General features: G+C 49.2%; 18 protein-coding genes. 17 read left to right on the top strand and 1 reads right to left on the bottom strand.

Annotated elements, in window-relative coordinates:
- The first annotated feature begins 3 nt into the window (after nt 1-3).
- The 4 genes from yajC (at nt 4) to DEALDRAFT_RS17460 (ending at nt 3544) form a co-directional block, all read left to right on the top strand.
- Nucleotides 4-276: a preprotein translocase subunit YajC gene (gene yajC, locus DEALDRAFT_RS14590; protein ID WP_008518864.1), complete on the top strand. Its 273-nt coding sequence runs from the start codon at nt 4-6 to the stop codon at nt 274-276.
- Between the two features lie 68 nt (nt 277-344).
- Nucleotides 345-743, top strand: coding sequence for a TIGR04086 family membrane protein (locus DEALDRAFT_RS14585; RefSeq protein ID WP_008518862.1), 399 nt, complete (start codon nt 345-347; stop codon nt 741-743).
- A gap of 109 nt (nt 744-852) precedes the next feature.
- Nucleotides 853-1962, top strand: a complete 1110-nt coding sequence (locus DEALDRAFT_RS14580) for an ABC transporter ATP-binding protein (RefSeq protein WP_008518861.1) — start codon at nt 853-855, stop codon at nt 1960-1962.
- Nucleotides 1963-1978: 16 nt separating this feature from the next.
- Nucleotides 1979-3544: a glycine betaine ABC transporter substrate-binding protein gene (locus DEALDRAFT_RS17460; protein ID WP_008518858.1), complete on the top strand. Its 1566-nt coding sequence runs from the start codon at nt 1979-1981 to the stop codon at nt 3542-3544.
- Nucleotides 3545-3610: 66 nt separating this feature from the next.
- Here the strand turns inward: DEALDRAFT_RS17460 and DEALDRAFT_RS14570 are convergent, their stop codons facing one another.
- Entirely contained in the window at nt 3611-3883 is a 273-nt protein-coding gene (locus DEALDRAFT_RS14570; protein ID WP_008518857.1) for a TMEM165/GDT1 family protein, read from the bottom strand.
- A 134-nt stretch (nt 3884-4017) separates the two neighbouring features.
- Here DEALDRAFT_RS14570 and DEALDRAFT_RS14565 point away from each other — a divergent pair, with 134 nt between their 5' ends.
- From DEALDRAFT_RS14565 to DEALDRAFT_RS14505, 13 genes are all read left to right on the top strand, one after another.
- Complete coding sequence (locus tag DEALDRAFT_RS14565) at nt 4018-4902, top strand: cation diffusion facilitator family transporter (RefSeq protein ID WP_008518856.1); 885 nt, start codon at nt 4018-4020, stop codon at nt 4900-4902.
- Nucleotides 4903-5014: 112 nt separating this feature from the next.
- Entirely contained in the window at nt 5015-5839 is an 825-nt protein-coding gene (locus DEALDRAFT_RS14560) for an EFR1 family ferrodoxin (RefSeq protein WP_008518853.1), read from the top strand.
- A gap of 269 nt (nt 5840-6108) precedes the next feature.
- Nucleotides 6109-6930 (top strand): nitrogenase iron protein, encoded by an 822-nt coding sequence (gene nifH / locus DEALDRAFT_RS14555; protein WP_008518850.1) that lies wholly within the window; start codon nt 6109-6111, stop codon nt 6928-6930.
- A 12-nt stretch (nt 6931-6942) separates the two neighbouring features.
- Nucleotides 6943-7269, top strand: a complete 327-nt coding sequence (locus DEALDRAFT_RS14550) for a P-II family nitrogen regulator (RefSeq protein ID WP_008518848.1) — start codon at nt 6943-6945, stop codon at nt 7267-7269.
- An 11-nt stretch (nt 7270-7280) separates the two neighbouring features.
- A complete protein-coding gene (locus tag DEALDRAFT_RS14545; protein WP_008518847.1) occupies nt 7281-7661 on the top strand; it encodes a P-II family nitrogen regulator in 381 nt (126 codons plus the stop codon).
- A gap of 17 nt (nt 7662-7678) precedes the next feature.
- Nucleotides 7679-9295, top strand: a complete 1617-nt coding sequence (nifD, locus tag DEALDRAFT_RS14540; protein WP_008518845.1) for a nitrogenase molybdenum-iron protein alpha chain — start codon at nt 7679-7681, stop codon at nt 9293-9295.
- On the top strand, nt 9289-10653 hold the full coding sequence (nifK, locus tag DEALDRAFT_RS14535) for a nitrogenase molybdenum-iron protein subunit beta (protein WP_008518843.1): 1365 nt from the start codon (nt 9289-9291) through the stop codon (nt 10651-10653). The genes nifD and nifK overlap by 7 nt, the downstream gene beginning before the upstream one ends.
- A 62-nt stretch (nt 10654-10715) precedes the next feature.
- A complete protein-coding gene (nifE, locus tag DEALDRAFT_RS14530) occupies nt 10716-12089 on the top strand; it encodes a nitrogenase iron-molybdenum cofactor biosynthesis protein NifE (RefSeq protein ID WP_008518840.1) in 1374 nt (457 codons plus the stop codon).
- Nucleotides 12082-13434 carry a nitrogenase component 1 gene (locus tag DEALDRAFT_RS17160; protein WP_008518839.1) on the top strand — a complete coding sequence of 451 codons (1353 nt, stop codon included), beginning with the start codon at nt 12082-12084 and terminating at the stop codon, nt 13432-13434. Before nifE ends, DEALDRAFT_RS17160 begins: the two co-directional genes overlap by 8 nt.
- A gap of 21 nt (nt 13435-13455) precedes the next feature.
- The gene (nifB, locus tag DEALDRAFT_RS17155) at nt 13456-14712 is read left to right on the top strand and encodes a nitrogenase cofactor biosynthesis protein NifB (protein WP_008518837.1); all 1257 of its coding nucleotides are present in this window, start codon (nt 13456-13458) and stop codon (nt 14710-14712) included.
- A gap of 14 nt (nt 14713-14726) precedes the next feature.
- Nucleotides 14727-15041, top strand: a complete 315-nt coding sequence (locus tag DEALDRAFT_RS14515; protein WP_008518836.1) for a 2Fe-2S ferredoxin — start codon at nt 14727-14729, stop codon at nt 15039-15041.
- A gap of 13 nt (nt 15042-15054) precedes the next feature.
- A complete protein-coding gene (locus DEALDRAFT_RS14510; protein WP_008518834.1) occupies nt 15055-15675 on the top strand; it encodes a Fe-only nitrogenase accessory AnfO family protein in 621 nt (206 codons plus the stop codon).
- A 139-nt stretch (nt 15676-15814) separates the two neighbouring features.
- Nucleotides 15815-16082: helix-turn-helix domain-containing protein (locus tag DEALDRAFT_RS14505; RefSeq protein ID WP_008518832.1), on the top strand; the 268-nt coding region annotated here is incomplete at its 3' end.

The following is a 16082-nucleotide window of genomic DNA, read 5'->3' as shown; positions in this document are numbered from 1 at the left end:
TATATGCCTGCAGAACTGATTAACTTTGCACCTTTTATTATCCTGCTGGTCCTTTTCTATTTTCTGCTCATTCGTCCGCAACAGCAGCAGCAGAAAAAGAGAAAAGAACTGCTGGAGTCTCTGAAAGTAGGGGATGATGTACGCACCATCGGCGGATTTTACGGCACCATTGAAAAAATCAACGATGATGTGGTTACTTTGCGTGTGGCAGATAACGTACGCCTGCGCCTGGCCCGCTTTGGAGTGGAAAGCATCGTACAGAAAGACCAAGGTTAGTATTATTTGGCATAATCAAAGCTTGGGGCACATACATTCCACTAAAGAAATAGTGGAGGTGAAGCCCAGTGCCCAGAAGAAGTGCCGCAGCGGCACAGATGAAGCCACCTGCAACCGGTATGGTTTTGGCCAAAGGAGTTCTTTACGCCTACTTTCTTTCACTTGTGGTTTTTCTGCTGTTTAGTGTTTTAATCCAATATACCACGCTGACTGAAGCTGTCTTACCCTATACCGCGTATGCCACATCCCTGATATCAATCTTTATCGGCGCCACTTATGTTTCCAAGCGCCTGGATACCAAGGGGTGGCTAAACGGAGGCGTTACCGGCCTGATCTACCTGGCCGGGTTGGTCATTTTCGGCCTGATTTTACTGCCGGATTTTGGCCTCCATGCAGGGTACATAACAAAAACCGTCTTAGCTTTTCTGGCCGGCGCCGCCGGCGGAGTTTTCGGTATCAATTCTTGACCCAAAAGGGCCACTGTATATATGCAGTGGTTTTTTTTTTGCAATTTTTCATCCAAGATGGGAAAGGCTATGCAGAGATAATAATATCTGGGGGAAAGTGGGGTAAAAGATGATCCGTTTTGAAAAGATTACCAAAAAGTTCGCCGACGGCACCGTAGCTGTGGATAATGTAAACCTTACGGTTGAATCCGGAGAGTTTGCCGTCCTCATCGGGCCTAGCGGCAGCGGCAAAACCACAACCATGAAAATGATTAACCGACTGATTCCCATTTCCTCCGGTAAGATTTATATCGACGGAGAAGATACGGATAAAATCAATCCCATTGAGCTGCGCAGAAACATCGGCTACGTTATCCAGCAAATTGGGCTTTTTCCCCATATGACCGTGGGGGAAAACATTGCTCTAGTTCCCCGGCTGAAAAAATGGCCGGAGGAAAAATATGCGGGCAGAGTCGATGAACTGCTGGATTTGGTTGGCCTGAACCCAAAAGAGTATAAAAATCGCTTCCCCAATCAGCTTTCCGGAGGCCAGCAGCAGAGAATCGGTGTGATTCGTGCTTTAGCTGCCGAACCGCCCATTATTCTCATGGATGAACCTTTTGGCGCTTTGGATCCCATTACCCGGGAGCAATTACAAAACGAACTGCTGCGCCTGCAGGATGCGGTGAAGAAAACCATCGTTTTTGTGACCCATGACATGGATGAAGCACTGAAACTGGGAGACCGCATCTGTATAATGAAAGCCGGCCGGGTAGTGCAGTTTGACAGTTCGGAAAAAATTCTGCGCGAACCGGCCAATGATTTTGTGGAAGAATTTATCGGGCGGGAAAGGATGCTGCGCACCCCGGATACCGTTTCTTTAGAAGAAATTATGATCAGTGACCCGGTTACGGTAAATCCCAAACGCGGTGTGACCGAAGCTCTGCGCATAATGAGAAAGCGCCGGGTGGACAGCTTGATGGTAGTGGACAATAAAGACTTGCTGATTGGCATACTTACCGCAAAGGATGTGCATGAAAATATTAATCATGGCGGCCAAATTGCAGAAATTATGTCTAAAGATGTGGTGGCCGCCAGCGAAAACCAATCTGTAAGCGATATCCTGTCCCTGATGCGTGAGAAAAACGTGGGATATATGCCGGTTACCACCGTGGACGGCAAACTCAAAGGGTTAATTACCAGGACAAGCATTACCAATGTCCTGACAGAGATATTTTAGGCGAGGGGAGATAACCATGGGATTTTTTGAAATGCTAATTGCCCGACGAAGCGATGTTTTACTGCGGATTGTAGAGCATTTACAACTCTCTTTTGTAGCCATGTTCCTGGCTGTGGCCATCGCCGTTCCCATAGGCATTTATCTGACCCGATCGGAAAAGCTGGCTAACCCTGTAATTGGTGTTGCCGGTGTGTTTCAGACTATACCCAGCCTGGCTCTGGTGGCGTTGATGGTCCCCTTTATAGGTATCGGTTTTTGGCCGGCCATTATTGCCCTGTTTCTATATTCACTATTGCCTATTCTGCGCAATACATATACCGGTATCAAAGGGGTAAACCCGGCCTTAAAAGAGGCCGGCCGGGGCATGGGCATGACGGACAGGCAGGTCTTGGTGATGGTGGAATTACCGCTTGCTTTACCGGTAATAATGGCCGGTATCCGTACAGCGGTGGTGCTAATTGTGGGTGCTGCTACCCTTGCCACCCTGATTGGAGCCGGCGGCCTGGGTGAGTTTATTTTCCGCGGCTTGGCAATGTCCATAGACTCTTTAATTCTCCTTGGCGCCATTCCTGCAGCACTTTTGGCAATCTTGGTGGAACGGGCTCTGGGAACGCTGGAGCACCATGTTACACCCCTTGGCTTACGCGATAATCCGGGACAGGCCAAAGCCGGTGCCACACCCATAAAAATCGCCGGATTAGCACTGGCGGCAATTTTAGCCCTTGGCGTTGCGCTGCAGGGCATCTGGGGGATGTTTGGTGAACAGACCGACATTACCATCGGCAGCAAAAACTTTACGGAGAATATATTGCTGGGGCATATGATGGCCTCACTGATTGAAGAGCATACCGACCTGACTGTGGAAAGAAGCATGAATATGGGCGGCACCGAAGTTAACCACCAGGCCATGCTGCGCGGCGACATTGACATGTATGCCGAGTATACCGGGACCGGTTTAATGGCTATCCTGGACCAGGAACCAATTAGTGATCCGGAAAGAGTGTATCAGATTGTTTCAGAAGAATATGAGGAACGGTTCCAAATGGAATGGCTTCAGCCTTTTGGGTTTAATAATACCTATACCCTTACGGTTCGCAGGGAAATGGCCGAAGAACTTAATCTGGAAACTTTCTCCGACCTGATCCCCCATTCGGAAAATATGGATTTCGGAGCCACCCATGAGTTTCTGGAGCGCCCCGATGGATTGCAGGGATTGCAGGAGGTGTACCCGGGGTTGGAGTTTGCTTCCACCCGCGGCCTGGACCCGGGGTTAACGTACACCGCAGTGGCTCAGGGAGACGTGGATTGTATTGATGCCTTTTCCACCGACGGCCGTATTCCGGCGTTGGATCTGTTTGTGCTGGAAGATGACCGCCAATTTTTCCCTCCATATTTTGCTGCACCGGTGGTCCGGCAGGATGTTCTGGTGAGATTTCCGGAAATCCGTGAAGTTCTGGAGATGTTATCGGGGCTTCTGGATGACGAAACCATGGCACAATTAAACTTCGCCGTTGACGAAACGGGAAGAAGCGCCCAGGGTGTGGCAGAAGAATTTCTCAGAGAAGAAGGATTGCTTCAGTAGAAAGGTATAAAACAAAATGGAGATCGTCCGGTTGGACGACTCCATTTTAACTTTGCATTTACTGTGTTAAAACTTACCCAACAGAAGCAGGATGCCGATGCCGATAAACGCAACTCCGGCGCCGGTTTGGATCACATTGGGCGGAACCATTTTTCCCAACCAGGCTCCCGCCAATACGCCAATCAATGAAGAGAGGACCAGAGCGGATGCCGCTCCCAGAAAAACCATCTTCATGGGCTGACCCTGGGAAACCAAAAGCATCGTGGTCAACTGTGTTTTATCGCCCAACTCCGCCAGAAATACCAGCGCAAAGGTGGTCAGAAACGCTTTTAAAAGCATGCACTCACTCCCTGTGTTTTTTTTATCTTTATTCGGCCATCCCCGGCTCTATGAGTGAAAATGACTATCATCCTGCACCTTTTAGGGCCCTTTCAATACTATGGGTATTATGAAAGGGAGGGAGTGAAGAGTAAATGTCCACATCACTGGCGCAACGGGTAGTATTCCGTACCATGCTGGGTAATGTGCTGCTTGTCTTCATGAAATTGTCTGTGGGGATTATGGCGGGAAGTGCGGCGCTAATTGCCGAAGCTGTCCACTCCGCCGGGGATGTAATCGCCAGCTTTGCCGTTTTTATCAGTTTCCGTTTATCCGGCAAAGCGCCTGATCAGTGCCACCATTTCGGTCATAAAAAAATAGAATCCATCTGTACCTGTTTGGTTGGCGTTTTGCTGATCTTAATCTCCTATGAATTAATTACCGATGCCATTGGTAACCTGCGGGAAGGCGATTTGGCTGTGCCGGGAGTAGCCGCACTGTATGTGACAATTGCCTGCATTGTCATTAAAGAGGGTATGTATCGGTACACAATAAATGCGGCCAATAAAGTAAAAAGCCAGCTACTGTATGCCGATGCCTGGCATCATCGCGCCGACATGATGGTACTTAGCGCTGTTTTGGTTGGAGTAGGGGGAGCAAGGCTTGGTTATCCAATCCTGGATGGTTTGGTAGCTTTAGGTATCAGTGTGCTAATCCTTCGCCTGGGTATCGGCTTTTGCCGCAGTGGACTGGGTGATTTGATAGATAAGGCCCCCGATGAAAATACAACCAAAGAAATCAGAAAAACTGTAGAGGTAATTCACGGCGTGAAAGATATCCACTCTCTGCGGGCACGCTGCCATGGTTCTGAAGTACAGATGGAAATTCACATCGGCGTCGACAGCAGCATGCGTGTCAGTGAAGGCCACAACGTGGCCAAAGAGGTGAAAACCACCATCATGCGGGAGTTCCCGGAGGTATCCCACGTTATCGTTCATGTAGATCCGGTGTCTGAAAAATTATCTCCGTCAACCACGTAACTGCGGGAAAACCCGCGGTTACTTTTTTTTTCAGCAAACTAAAACGATTGTGAAGGATTTCTTTTCGGCCCGGAGAATTGAAAAAGAAGCATATCGTACGGGAGTTGATACAATGAACTGTGCACTGCTCTATTTTTCGCAATCCGGCTCCACCTTAAATGTGGCCCAAGCCATCGCCGAGGGCTTGAGAGAAGGAGGATACCGGGTTGAATTATTTGACATCACTAAAAATCCTCCAACCGATGTCTCCCGGTTTGACCTGATAGGAATCGGCACTCCCGTTTATTATTACCGTCTGCCCTTTAATATTTCGGATTATCTGCAAAACCTTTCCGGCTTAAACGGCAAAAAAACATTCTACTTTTTGCTGCACGGCACCTACCCCGGTGATGCGGGAAGGGAGCTACAGGACATTTTACAGAGCAGGGGAGCAAAAGAGCCCAGCGGAATGTGCTTTTTCGGAGCTGATTTTTTTCTTGGCTACCTGCAGCAGGGAGTTTTGTTTTCCCCTGGCCGTCCCAACGAGACAGACCTGGAGCAAGCCCAGGAATACGGCCGCCGCATGGCCAAAGGAGAGACGGTGCAAACCCAACCAGGTAAGCTGGGGCTGATTTACCGCCTGGAGAAACTCTTTACCAACCGGTGGTTGGTTCGCCATCTCTACAGCCAGATGTTTCACGCCGATAAAAAATGTATTAGCTGCAATCGCTGCCAAAATAAATGCCCCACCGGCAACATTACCGAAAACAAGAAGGGAAAACCATTGTGGGGGCATAATTGCCTGTTGTGCCTGACCTGTGAGGCGGTCTGTCCCACCGCAGCCATTACCTCCCCGGTCAGCTGGCCCATCACCAAACCTGTGATGGCCTTAAATGTGCGCAAAGCCAGTGCGGATCCAAAACTGGACAAAGAAAAGTTTGTGCGACGGACAAATTGATTTACTAAATAATAGATTGTGATGGGTTGACACCCGCAGCTTTTTCTGCTATGCTTCTATTAATTGAACACGCAGACGTGTTATGGCAAAGAAGCTCTCCAGCGGAGAGCCTTTATATTTTACAATGATGTTTTATGGCATGGGAGCCTTCCGAATTTACCGGAGGGCTTTTATATTTATACATGCCGGCAAAGCCGCCTATTTTGTGAACACACAAATAGGCGGCTTTTAATTTATACAGCCGGAAACAAACAGGAGGAGTGAAAACAATGAGACAAATTGCGATTTACGGAAAAGGTGGTATTGGTAAATCCACCACCACCCAGAACACGGTGGCTGCCTTGGCTGAAGCGGGCAAGAAGGTCATGGTGGTGGGCTGCGATCCCAAAGCGGATTCCACCAGGCTCCTTCTGCACGGTCTCTCGCAGAAGACGGTTTTGGATACGTTGCGGGATGAAGGTGAGGATGTGGAACTGGAGGATATTCTTCTGGACGGGTATGGAGATTGTAGCTGCGTTGAATCGGGTGGACCGGAGCCCGGAGTCGGATGTGCCGGCCGTGGCATCATCACTTCCATCAGCCTGCTGGAATCTCTGGGTGCTTACACCGATGACCTTGATTACGTATTTTATGATGTTTTGGGTGATGTTGTTTGCGGTGGTTTTGCCATGCCGATTCGTGAAGGCAAAGCTCAGGAGATCTACATTGTGGCTTCCGGGGAAATGATGGCCATGTATGCTGCCAATAACATTGCCAAAGGAATTCAGAAGTTTGCCAACTCCGGTGGTGTCCGTCTGGGCGGTATCATCTGCAACAGCCGTAAAGTGGATAATGAACTGGAGCTGCTTACAGCATTTGCTAAGGAAATGGGATCTCAGCTGATTCACTTTGTTCCCCGGGACAACATGGTACAGAGGGCGGAAATCAACAGAAAGACCGTTATCGATTATGACCCGGAGCAACCGCAGGCAGATGAGTACAGGCAGCTGGCCCAAAATATCGACGGCAATGATATGTTTGTGGTTCCCAAACCTATGACCACAGACCGGCTGGAAGAGTTGTTGATGGAACACGGAATTCTGGATTTATAAGGAGGCAAGTATATGTTAATGATTAAAGCCATAGTGCGTCCGGAAAAAACCAATGAAATTATGAAAGAGTTAAATGATGCAGGTTTTCCTGCTGTGACCAAACTGGATGTGGTGGGCCGCGGTAAGCAGCGCGGTGTGAAAGTGGGAGATGTGGTTTACGATGAAATTCCCAAGGAGCTACTGGTAATGGTGATCCGTGACGAGGACAAAGACGATATTATCAGCACCATAATTAAGCATGGTAAAACCGGAGAAGCAGGGACATTTGGTGATGGTAAAATCTTTGTAACGCCGGTGGAAGAGGTTTACACCATCAGTACCGGTCAACCTGGTTTGTAAGGAGGATTCTTATGAAAGAAGTTTGGGCGGTTATCCGCATGAATAAGGTTACACAGACCAAAAAAGCGTTAATTGAAAAAGGCTTTAACGGCCTGACGGCCATGAAGGTCATGGGACGGGGCCATTCCCTGCGGGATTTGGATAAAATTCCTGACGTTGAGGATAAGCATGAAGAACGTGAAATGCTTTTGGAAAGTATGCTCAAAGGAGGCCGCTTAATTCCTAAACGCCTGCTATTGCTGGTGGTGCCGGATGAAGATGTGCAGAAAGCGGTACAGACCATCATTGAGGTAAATAAGGAAGGGCATAGCGGCGATGGAAAAATCTTTGTCCTCCCTGTTGCGGATGCTGCCCGGGTCCGCACCGGGGATCGTGGCGAAGAAGCAATCTAGAAAAAGGAGGCGGTAACATGGCTTTTCGCGAGCAGGACCTGGATGCGTTAATGTATGAGTACCCGGCCAAAGTGAAGCGTAACCGCAAAAAGCACATTCTGGTGCGGGATACAAGTCAACAAAAGCAGGAAATCGAAGCCAACACCCGAACGATTCCCGGCATTATTACCAACCGCGGTTGTGCTTTCGCCGGCTGCAAAGGAGTGGTTCTGGGACCGCTGAAAGATATGGTTCATATCGTGCATGGCCCGGTGGGGTGCGGCTATTATTCCTGGCTGACACGCAGAAACAAAGCAAGAACGGATGAAGGTGGTAAAAACTTCATCGAGTATTGTGTCACCACCGACATGCAGGAAAGCGATATTGTCTTTGGCGGGGAGAAAAAGCTGGCTCAGCTCATCGATGAAGTGGTGGAAACCTTAAAACCCAATGCGATTTCGGTCTCAGCCACATGTCCGGTGGGCCTGATTGGCGATGATATCAATGCGGTCTCCAAAGCGGCACAACAAAAGCACCATATCCCGGTTCTCTCTTTTAGCTGTGAAGGATACCGGGGCGTGAGCCAATCGGCAGGCCACCATATAGCCAATAACGGCCTAATGGAGCATGTGATCGGTGACAGCGACAGTGAAGAGGCGCCGGGGAAGTATGCCATCAACATGTTGGGGGAATACAACATCGGCGGTGACAGCTGGGAAATTGAGCGTATCCTGGAAGAGATCGGTTACACCCTGGTTTCGGTAATGACCGGAAACAGCTCTTATGAGGAATTAAGGGAGGCTCATACCGCCGAACTCAACCTGGTCCAGTGCCACCGTTCCATTAATTATATTGCAGAGATGCTGGAGAAAAAGTATGGCACCCCCTGGCTAAAGGTGAACTTTATCGGCATTGAGTCCACCGTTGAATCCCTGCGTGACATGGCGCTCTACTTCGACGACCCGGCACTAACGCAAAAAACCGAGGAGGTCATTGCCAGAGAGCTGGCCAGAGTTGAACCGGTGATGGAGCAGTATAAAAAGATCTGTAACGACAAGACCGCCTTTTGTTTTGTGGGTGGCTCCCGGGGCCATCATTACCAGAAGCTGTTTAAGGAGCTGGGAATTGAAACAATTCTGGCCGGCTACGAATTTGCCCATCGGGATGACTATGAGGGGCGGGAGGTCATCCCTGATATTAAGATGGATGCCGATAACCGCAACATTCCGGAAATCAAGGTGGAAAAGGATGAACGGCGTTTTCGTCTGAAAATACCGCCGGAACGGATGGAGGAACTAAAGGATAAAATCCCCTTGAGCAATTACCCGGGGATGATTCCCGATATGAAAGACGGTCATATTGTGGTCGACGATTTAAACCATTTTGAAACAGAAGAGTTTATTCGTATCTTAAAGCCCGACATCTTTGCTTCGGGCATCAAGGATAAATACGTGGTGCAGAAAATGGGAATTCCCTCCAAGCAGCTGCATTCGTATGACTACAGCGGCCCCTACGCCGGCTTCAACGGAGCCATCCGTTTTGCTAAAGACGTGGCCGACGGGTTTACAACACCAACCTGGAACTTTATCAATCCACCGTGGCAGAATGAGCCGCTTTTGTCTGGAACGGTGGAGGAGGGGGAGCATACATGTTAAATCACACACCAAAAGAAATTCAGGAACGCAAAGGCGGCGTCATCAACCCGGCCAAGACCTGCCAACCCATCGGGGCCATGTATGCCGCTCTGGGAATTCATAATTGTCTGCCCCACAGCCATGGCTCTCAGGGTTGTTGTTCTTATCACCGTATGCACCTGACCCGGCATTTTCGCGATCCTGTGATGGCCTCAACCAGTTCATTTACCGAAGGGGCTTCGGTTTTCGGCGGCGGCGCCAATGTCAAAGCGTCGGTGCGCAATGTTTTTTCCATTTACAACCCGGATGTGATGGCCATTCATACCACCTGTCTTACCGAGACCATCGGTGACGATATCCCAAGCTTTATTGCCGACGCCGAGGTTCCGGACGGCAAAACGGTGATTCATGCCAACACACCCAGTTATGTAGGTTCTCATATTACCGGTTTTTCCAACATGACCAAAGCCATGGTGGGATATCTGGCGGAAGCCACAGATGACAGCAAGAAAGAACAGGCCAATGTGATCCCCGGCTTTGTGAACCCGGGGGACATGCGGGAAATGAAGCGGATTATGAACCTGATGGAGGTTCCCTTCATAATGTTTCCGGATACCTCCGGGGTAGTGGACAGTCCCATGACCGGTGAGTTTTCCATGTTCCCCAAAGGAGGCACTACGGTAGAGCAGCTGCGTGACACCGGAAACTCCAAAATAACCCTGGCCTTGGGAGAATTTGCTTCCAACGATGCGGCGGTCCTATTGGACAGAAAGTGCAAGGTGCCGGCCAAAATTCTTAAAACCCCTATCGGGATCAAGGCCACCGATGAATTTCTCATGGCGCTGCGCAGTACTTTTGCTAAAGAAATCCCCTACGAACTTGAAGAGGAACGGGGGCAACTGGTGGACATCATCACCGATACCCATTTCCACTTCCACGGGAAAAAAGTGGCCATCTTCGGTGATCCGGACATTGTTATCGCACTGACGGAATTTGTTATGAGCCTGGGCATGGTACCGGTCCATGTTTTGACAGGTACACCGGGTAAATCTTTTGAGCGCCAGGTTAAAGCCATGCTGTTGGCCGCCGGTGTTGAAGGCAATGTTAAGGCGGCGGGCGACTTGTTCTTACTTCACCAGTGGTTAAAAAATGAGCCCGTTGATCTCTTGATCGGCAACACCTACGGAAAGTATATTGCCCGGGCGGAAGACATTCCCCTGATGCGGGTAGGGTTTCCCATTTTAGACCGCAGCGTCCATTCATACCTCCCCATCGTGGGATATAAAGGTGCCCTGCGCCTGATAGAGATGATTTCCAATACGCTTCTGGAAAGACAGGACCGGGATGCAGAAGATGAAGATTTTGAATTGGTAATGTAGAAGTGTGGCGGGCCGGATCCCCGGCCTGCAGCTTCTTACCACCGGGAAAGGAGATGGATTGTATGAAAGAAGATTTCAGGCCCCAGCAAGACGAGATTAAAGAACGCCGGGATTCCATCTCCGTAAAAGGCGGTCAGAAGAAGCAACTAAAATGCGATACCCATAGTGTTTCCGGCTGTGTAAGCCAGCGGGCCTGTGTCTATTGCGGGGCAAGGGTTGTCTTAAATCCCGTTACCGATGCCGTCCATTTAGTGCACGGTCCCATCGGCTGTGCCAGCTACACCTGGGATATCCGTGGCAGCCTGACCAGCGGCTCGAGTCTGTATCGCAACAGCTTTTCCACCGACCTGCAGGAGGAGGATATTATTTTTGGTGGAGAAAAGAAGCTGGCTTCCGCCATTGACGAACTGGTGGCCAAACACAATCCCAAACTGGTATTGGTATACTCCACATGTATTGTGGGGGTCATAGGCGATGATCTGGATGCGGTCTGTAAAGCAGCAGCCGCCCGTCACGGGATCGAAGTTATCCCGGTACAGTCCAGTGGGTTTATCGGCAACAAAGCCGCCGGTTACCGGGCTGCCTGTGACGTCTTACTGCGGCTCAGCCTGCCTCAGACAGCAAATCCTTTGCCAAAACAACAGTACACCATAAACTACCTGGGAGACTTCAACCTGGCCGGGGAAGCCTGGATGATTAAAAACTACCTGGCGGAAATCGGCATTAAAATTAATGTGGTCTTCACCGGCGACTCTTCCTATGAAACATTGCAAAAAGCTTCTGCTACCTCATTAAATATCATTCAGTGCGCCGGCTCCATGACCATTCTGGCGGAACAGATGGAGAAACGGTTCCAGATCCCTTACATGAATGTTTCGTTTCTCGGCATGGAGGATACCGCAGAATCCTTACGCAAGATAGCCGCATTCTTTGAGAACAAAGAGTTTAACAAAAACACAGAGCGGCTCATCGCCCGGGAAGAAGCAAAGGTTGGCCATGTTATAGAATCGGCAAAACAGCTGTTTGCCGGGAAAAAAGCCGCCATTTATGTAGGCGGTGGATTTAAGGCCATCTCACTGATCAAACAGTTCAGGGAGATCGGCATTGATGTGGTGATGGTTGGAACCCAAACAGGACGAAAAGATGAGTATGATACCATCGGCGAACTGGTAAATGAGGGCACCGTTGTCCTGGATGATGCCAATCCTTCTGAGCTGGAAAAGTTTATGACCGAAAAAGGAGCCCATCTGTTGGTGGGCGGAGTAAAAGAGAGGCCGCTGGCCTACAAGCTGGGAATCGCCTTTATTGACCACAACCACGACCGGAAACATCCCTTGTCCGGTTATACAGGGGCCGTAAATTTTGCCCGTGAGGTAGAATCAACCCTTTGTTCACCGGTGTGGAAATATGCAAAGGAGGGTCCTCACCATGGCTAAAAACACCAGTGAAAATCCATGTAAAATGTGTATGCCCATGGGCGGTATCCTGGCCTTTAAAGGAGTGGCCAATGCCATGGTGATGCTGCACGGCGCCCAGGGCTGTGCAACCTATATGCGGCGCCATATCGCTGAGCACTTTAATGAACCGGTGGACGTGGCTTCATCATCACTGAATGAAAAAGGAACGGTTTTTGGCGGAGATGAGAACCTGAAGTCCGGTATAGAAAATATGATGCGTCTTTACCGGCCGGAAATGGTGGGAGTACTTACCACCTGCCTGGCTGAAACCATCGGAGAAGACATTGACCGTATTACCTCCGAGTTTCTTATTGAAAAGAATCTTGACGGTTTTCCTCTGGTTCCGGTGCCCACTCCCGGTTATGGCGACAGCCACTTTATCGGATTCTTTTACACAACCCGTAAAATTGTGGAAAAACTGGCTATAAAAACTTCGCCAACAAAGAAAATTAACCTCATTATTCCTAACATCAGCCCGGCGGATATTCGGGAGATTAAACGCATCATGAATTTGTTTGCCCTGGATTACACCCTTTTGCCTGATTTCTCCGACACGCTGGATGCACCGTTTTCCCGGCCGTTTAAAAAAATCCCTGGGGGGGGAACTCCGGTGGATCAAATTGCCGCCATGCCGGGGGCCCGCGCCACCATACAATTTGGGGTGACGGTGGAGGAGGGGTTAACAGCCGGAGCATATCTCCGGGACAAATTCGGTGTGCCGCTTTACAACGTGCCGACTCCGGTGGGAATTGAGTGTACCGATCAGTTTTTACAGCTACTAAGCGAAATCTCAGATGTCCCCGTTCCCCAACAGTTGCAACAGGAACGAGGGCGGCTGGTGGATGCCATGGTGGATGCGCATAAAATCACCTACCAGGGCCGGGCTGCCGTATTTGGTGAACCGGAAAATGTTTATGTTCTGGCCAGAGCCTGCCATGAAATGGGAACGACACCGGTGGTGGTTGCAACCGGCAGTAAGGCCAATAAACTTAAAGAGCTTTTGCAATTATACCTACCGGCTGATACGGATACGGCCATCCTTACCGGAGCAGACTTCTCCACGATTCAGGAATTTGCCCTGGAAAAGGAAGCCAATATAGCTCTGGGAAATTCAGACGGCAAAGTGCTAACGGAAAAAAGCAGCATACCTCTGATCAGAGTGGGCTTTCCCGTTCATGACCGTAAAGGAGGGCAGCGAATACTTACAGTGGGTTATGCGGGAGCGCTGAACCTGCTTGATTTGGTCACCAATACGTTGTTGGAACAGAAACTGAGCCGTTACAGGCAGAGCATGTATGATTCATTTTATCGGCAAAACACATAAATAAAAAGGGAGGTGGACCCCATGAAATGTCAGAGTGCCTGTTCAGCGGAAAAGGAGCTTTCTGCAGAAACCCAGAGACATCCCTGTTATTCCTTCGCAGGCCACAAGAAATATGCCCGCATGCATATTCCGGTGGCACCCAGGTGCAATTTGGCTTGCAACTACTGCAATCGTCGTTTTGATTGTGTCAATGAAAGCCGGCCCGGGGTCACCAGTGAAATTCTCACACCTCAGGCGGCCCTGGATAAATTCAGTTTGGTAAAGAAAGAAATTCCCAACCTGTCTGTGGTGGGAATTGCCGGCCCCGGAGACTCCCTGGCCGATTGGGAAAAAACCAGAAAATCAATTGAACTGATTAAAGCCCGGGATGAAGATACAATTATCTGTCTCTCCACTAATGGTCTCTTGTTGCCTGAACTGGCACCGGAACTTTTAGCGCTGGGCGTTAAACATGTCACCGTCACCGTTAACAGCATTGATCCAAAGATCGGTGCGCTTATTTATAGACATGTGCGCTACAAAGATGAAACACTTACCGGAAAAGAAGGAGCGGAACTGCTAATCAACAATCAGTTAACAGGGATAAAAATCCTTTCTGCCCATGGCGTGCTGGTAAAGGTGAACATTGTGATGATTAAGGGCGTTAACGATAATCATATTCAGGACGTGGTTAAAACGGTGAAAGAACTGGGGGCAAGCATCACCAATATTATGCCGCTTATTCCGGCACCAGGCAGTGTTTTCGCTCACCATGAACAGACCAGTAATAAAGACCTGGAAAAAATGCGCCAACTTTGTGAAACGGATCTACCCCAAATGCGCCACTGCCAGCAATGCCGTGCCGATGCCATTGGCTTGCTCCATGAAGACCGGTCCGCTGAATTCAGCAGAAGCGAGCCTTACCCAAAAAAGCCTGACGTGAGTGAAACGTATAAGATTGCTGTGGCGTCCAAATACGGAAAACGGGTAGATCTCCATTTCGGTCATGCTACTGAGTTTCACATTTACCGGTGCGGCCCTGACGGGTTTACGCTACTGGAAAAACGCGGCGTAGAGCAATATTGTCTTGGCGTTGAAGAGTGCGGCGAAGAAGAGGAGCGGCGGGAAATAATTATTCAATCGCTGGCGGACTGTGATGCAGTATTGACCCTGCGAATTGGGTATCATGCACAAAAACGCCTGCTGGAACAGGGAATTCTCCCGGTGGAAAACTGTGATAAAGTAAATAACGGTTTATTGTTTACCATGAAAGAGTTAGCCGAAAAAGAAAGTGCCTGAATGGAGGATGCTTCATGATAAAGCCTACACACCATATTTTTGTCTGTACCAGTTCCCGCCCTAACGGGCAGCAAAAAGGTTTTTGCCACAGTAAAGATGCCTTCGCTATTATGGAGACCTTACTGGAAGAGATTAATGACCGCGGCCTGGGAGGAGAAGTGTTTGTGACCAACACAGGCTGCCTGGGTTTCTGCGAGAAAGGGCCCATCGTCATCGTCTATCCGGAAAATATCTGGTACTTCTCCGTTTCCCCCGATAATGTGGAAGAAATCATTGAAGAGCATATTGAAGGTGGGAATCCTGTGGAGCGGCTTATGTCCCCAGAGTAAAGGAGGTGGCAAAATGAGTAAGGAAATTGCCGTTTATTGCGACGTGGACGGCAAAACAACAGGTATGGATAAGCCCGGAACCCTTTATGTATTCCGCAAACATCTGGGTGAATGGCAGGTCATTAAGTCTATGACCGTTAATCTTAATAAAGCTTCAGGCATGCCGGAACTTCGTCAGAAGATGGATAAAATTGTTGAATATCTTGGTGACTGTAAACTGTTTCTGGCAGCATCGGTTGTAGGGATCCCTTACTTCTCCCTGGAAAAAGCAGGTTGCACCATCTGGGAATTTACCGGGCAACCCAGACAGTTTTTAGACCTGGTTTTAGAACGGGAGGAAGAACAGGCCAAAGAAAAAGCGGTTACAGAAGATGTGGCACTGGTTCCACAACCCATGGGGGAGGGCCGTTTTTCCCTGGATCTGATTGAAATTCAGAAAAGCAATGATGGGATTACATCAAAACAGGTTCTCCGGCCGTTTATACAAAAAGGTGAATTTTACGAACTGCGCGTCACCTGTCACCACGTTCCCCCCTGGTTGGAAGCGGAGGTTGAATTAGGGCGGCTGAATATAAATGTTGAACAAACCAAAAGCGCTGTAGTTGCTGTGATAAGAAAAAATACTTGCACCTAAAGAAGCATAGCGGGTACAATTCAGCTTCATTGTAAAATGAGATGCACCAGTGGTAACATTGCAAAATAAAAATGCGCCACAGCCCAATACCGTGTATGATTGATGTACGACCAACAATCAAAATACGGAGGTTTGGACTATGGCACACTCACAGCATACCACAATCCCACGGGAATTCAAACACTTGACATTGGATCAAAGAGGCATGATCGCTGCTTACCACGAATCAGGGCTCTCTACTAGGCAGATTGGAGCGAAGATAGGCTGTGACCACACAACAGTGTCCAGGGAGCTAAAGCGTGGCACAGTGCTACAGAGAAACAGTAATCTTACAGAGCGTTATGAGTACTTTCCTGATGCAGGGCAAAGGGTGTATCGTGAAAACCGCTCACACTGTGTGCCATCGA

The organism is Dethiobacter alkaliphilus AHT 1 (assembly GCF_000174415.1).
Taxonomy (GTDB): Bacteria; Bacillota; Dethiobacteria; order Dethiobacterales; family Dethiobacteraceae; genus Dethiobacter; species Dethiobacter alkaliphilus.
The sequence above is the reverse complement of the archived record's forward strand: the minus strand, read 5'-3'. Positions and strand labels throughout refer to the sequence as shown.

Bases quoted from the DNA above. Each gene is read 5' to 3' on its own strand.
- yajC (WP_008518864.1), top strand. From the start codon at position 4: ATGCCTGCAGAACTGATTAACTTTGCACCTTTTATTATCCTGCTGGTC.
- DEALDRAFT_RS14580 (WP_008518861.1), top strand. From the start codon at position 853: ATGATCCGTTTTGAAAAGATTACCAAAAAGTTCGCCGACGGCACCGTA.
- DEALDRAFT_RS17460 (WP_008518858.1), top strand. From the start codon at position 1,979: ATGGGATTTTTTGAAATGCTAATTGCCCGACGAAGCGATGTTTTACTG.
- DEALDRAFT_RS14570 (WP_008518857.1), bottom strand. From the start codon at position 3,883: ATGCTTTTAAAAGCGTTTCTGACCACCTTTGCGCTGGTATTTCTGGCG.
- DEALDRAFT_RS14565 (WP_008518856.1), top strand. From the start codon at position 4,018: ATGTCCACATCACTGGCGCAACGGGTAGTATTCCGTACCATGCTGGGT.
- DEALDRAFT_RS14560 (WP_008518853.1), top strand. From the start codon at position 5,015: ATGAACTGTGCACTGCTCTATTTTTCGCAATCCGGCTCCACCTTAAAT.
- nifH (WP_008518850.1), top strand. From the start codon at position 6,109: ATGAGACAAATTGCGATTTACGGAAAAGGTGGTATTGGTAAATCCACC.
- DEALDRAFT_RS14550 (WP_008518848.1), top strand. From the start codon at position 6,943: ATGTTAATGATTAAAGCCATAGTGCGTCCGGAAAAAACCAATGAAATT.
- DEALDRAFT_RS14545 (WP_008518847.1), top strand. From the start codon at position 7,281: ATGAAAGAAGTTTGGGCGGTTATCCGCATGAATAAGGTTACACAGACC.
- nifD (WP_008518845.1), top strand. From the start codon at position 7,679: ATGGCTTTTCGCGAGCAGGACCTGGATGCGTTAATGTATGAGTACCCG.
- nifK (WP_008518843.1), top strand. From the start codon at position 9,289: ATGTTAAATCACACACCAAAAGAAATTCAGGAACGCAAAGGCGGCGTC.
- nifE (WP_008518840.1), top strand. From the start codon at position 10,716: ATGAAAGAAGATTTCAGGCCCCAGCAAGACGAGATTAAAGAACGCCGG.
- DEALDRAFT_RS17160 (WP_008518839.1), top strand. From the start codon at position 12,082: ATGGCTAAAAACACCAGTGAAAATCCATGTAAAATGTGTATGCCCATG.
- nifB (WP_008518837.1), top strand. From the start codon at position 13,456: ATGAAATGTCAGAGTGCCTGTTCAGCGGAAAAGGAGCTTTCTGCAGAA.
- DEALDRAFT_RS14515 (WP_008518836.1), top strand. From the start codon at position 14,727: ATGATAAAGCCTACACACCATATTTTTGTCTGTACCAGTTCCCGCCCT.
- DEALDRAFT_RS14510 (WP_008518834.1), top strand. From the start codon at position 15,055: ATGAGTAAGGAAATTGCCGTTTATTGCGACGTGGACGGCAAAACAACA.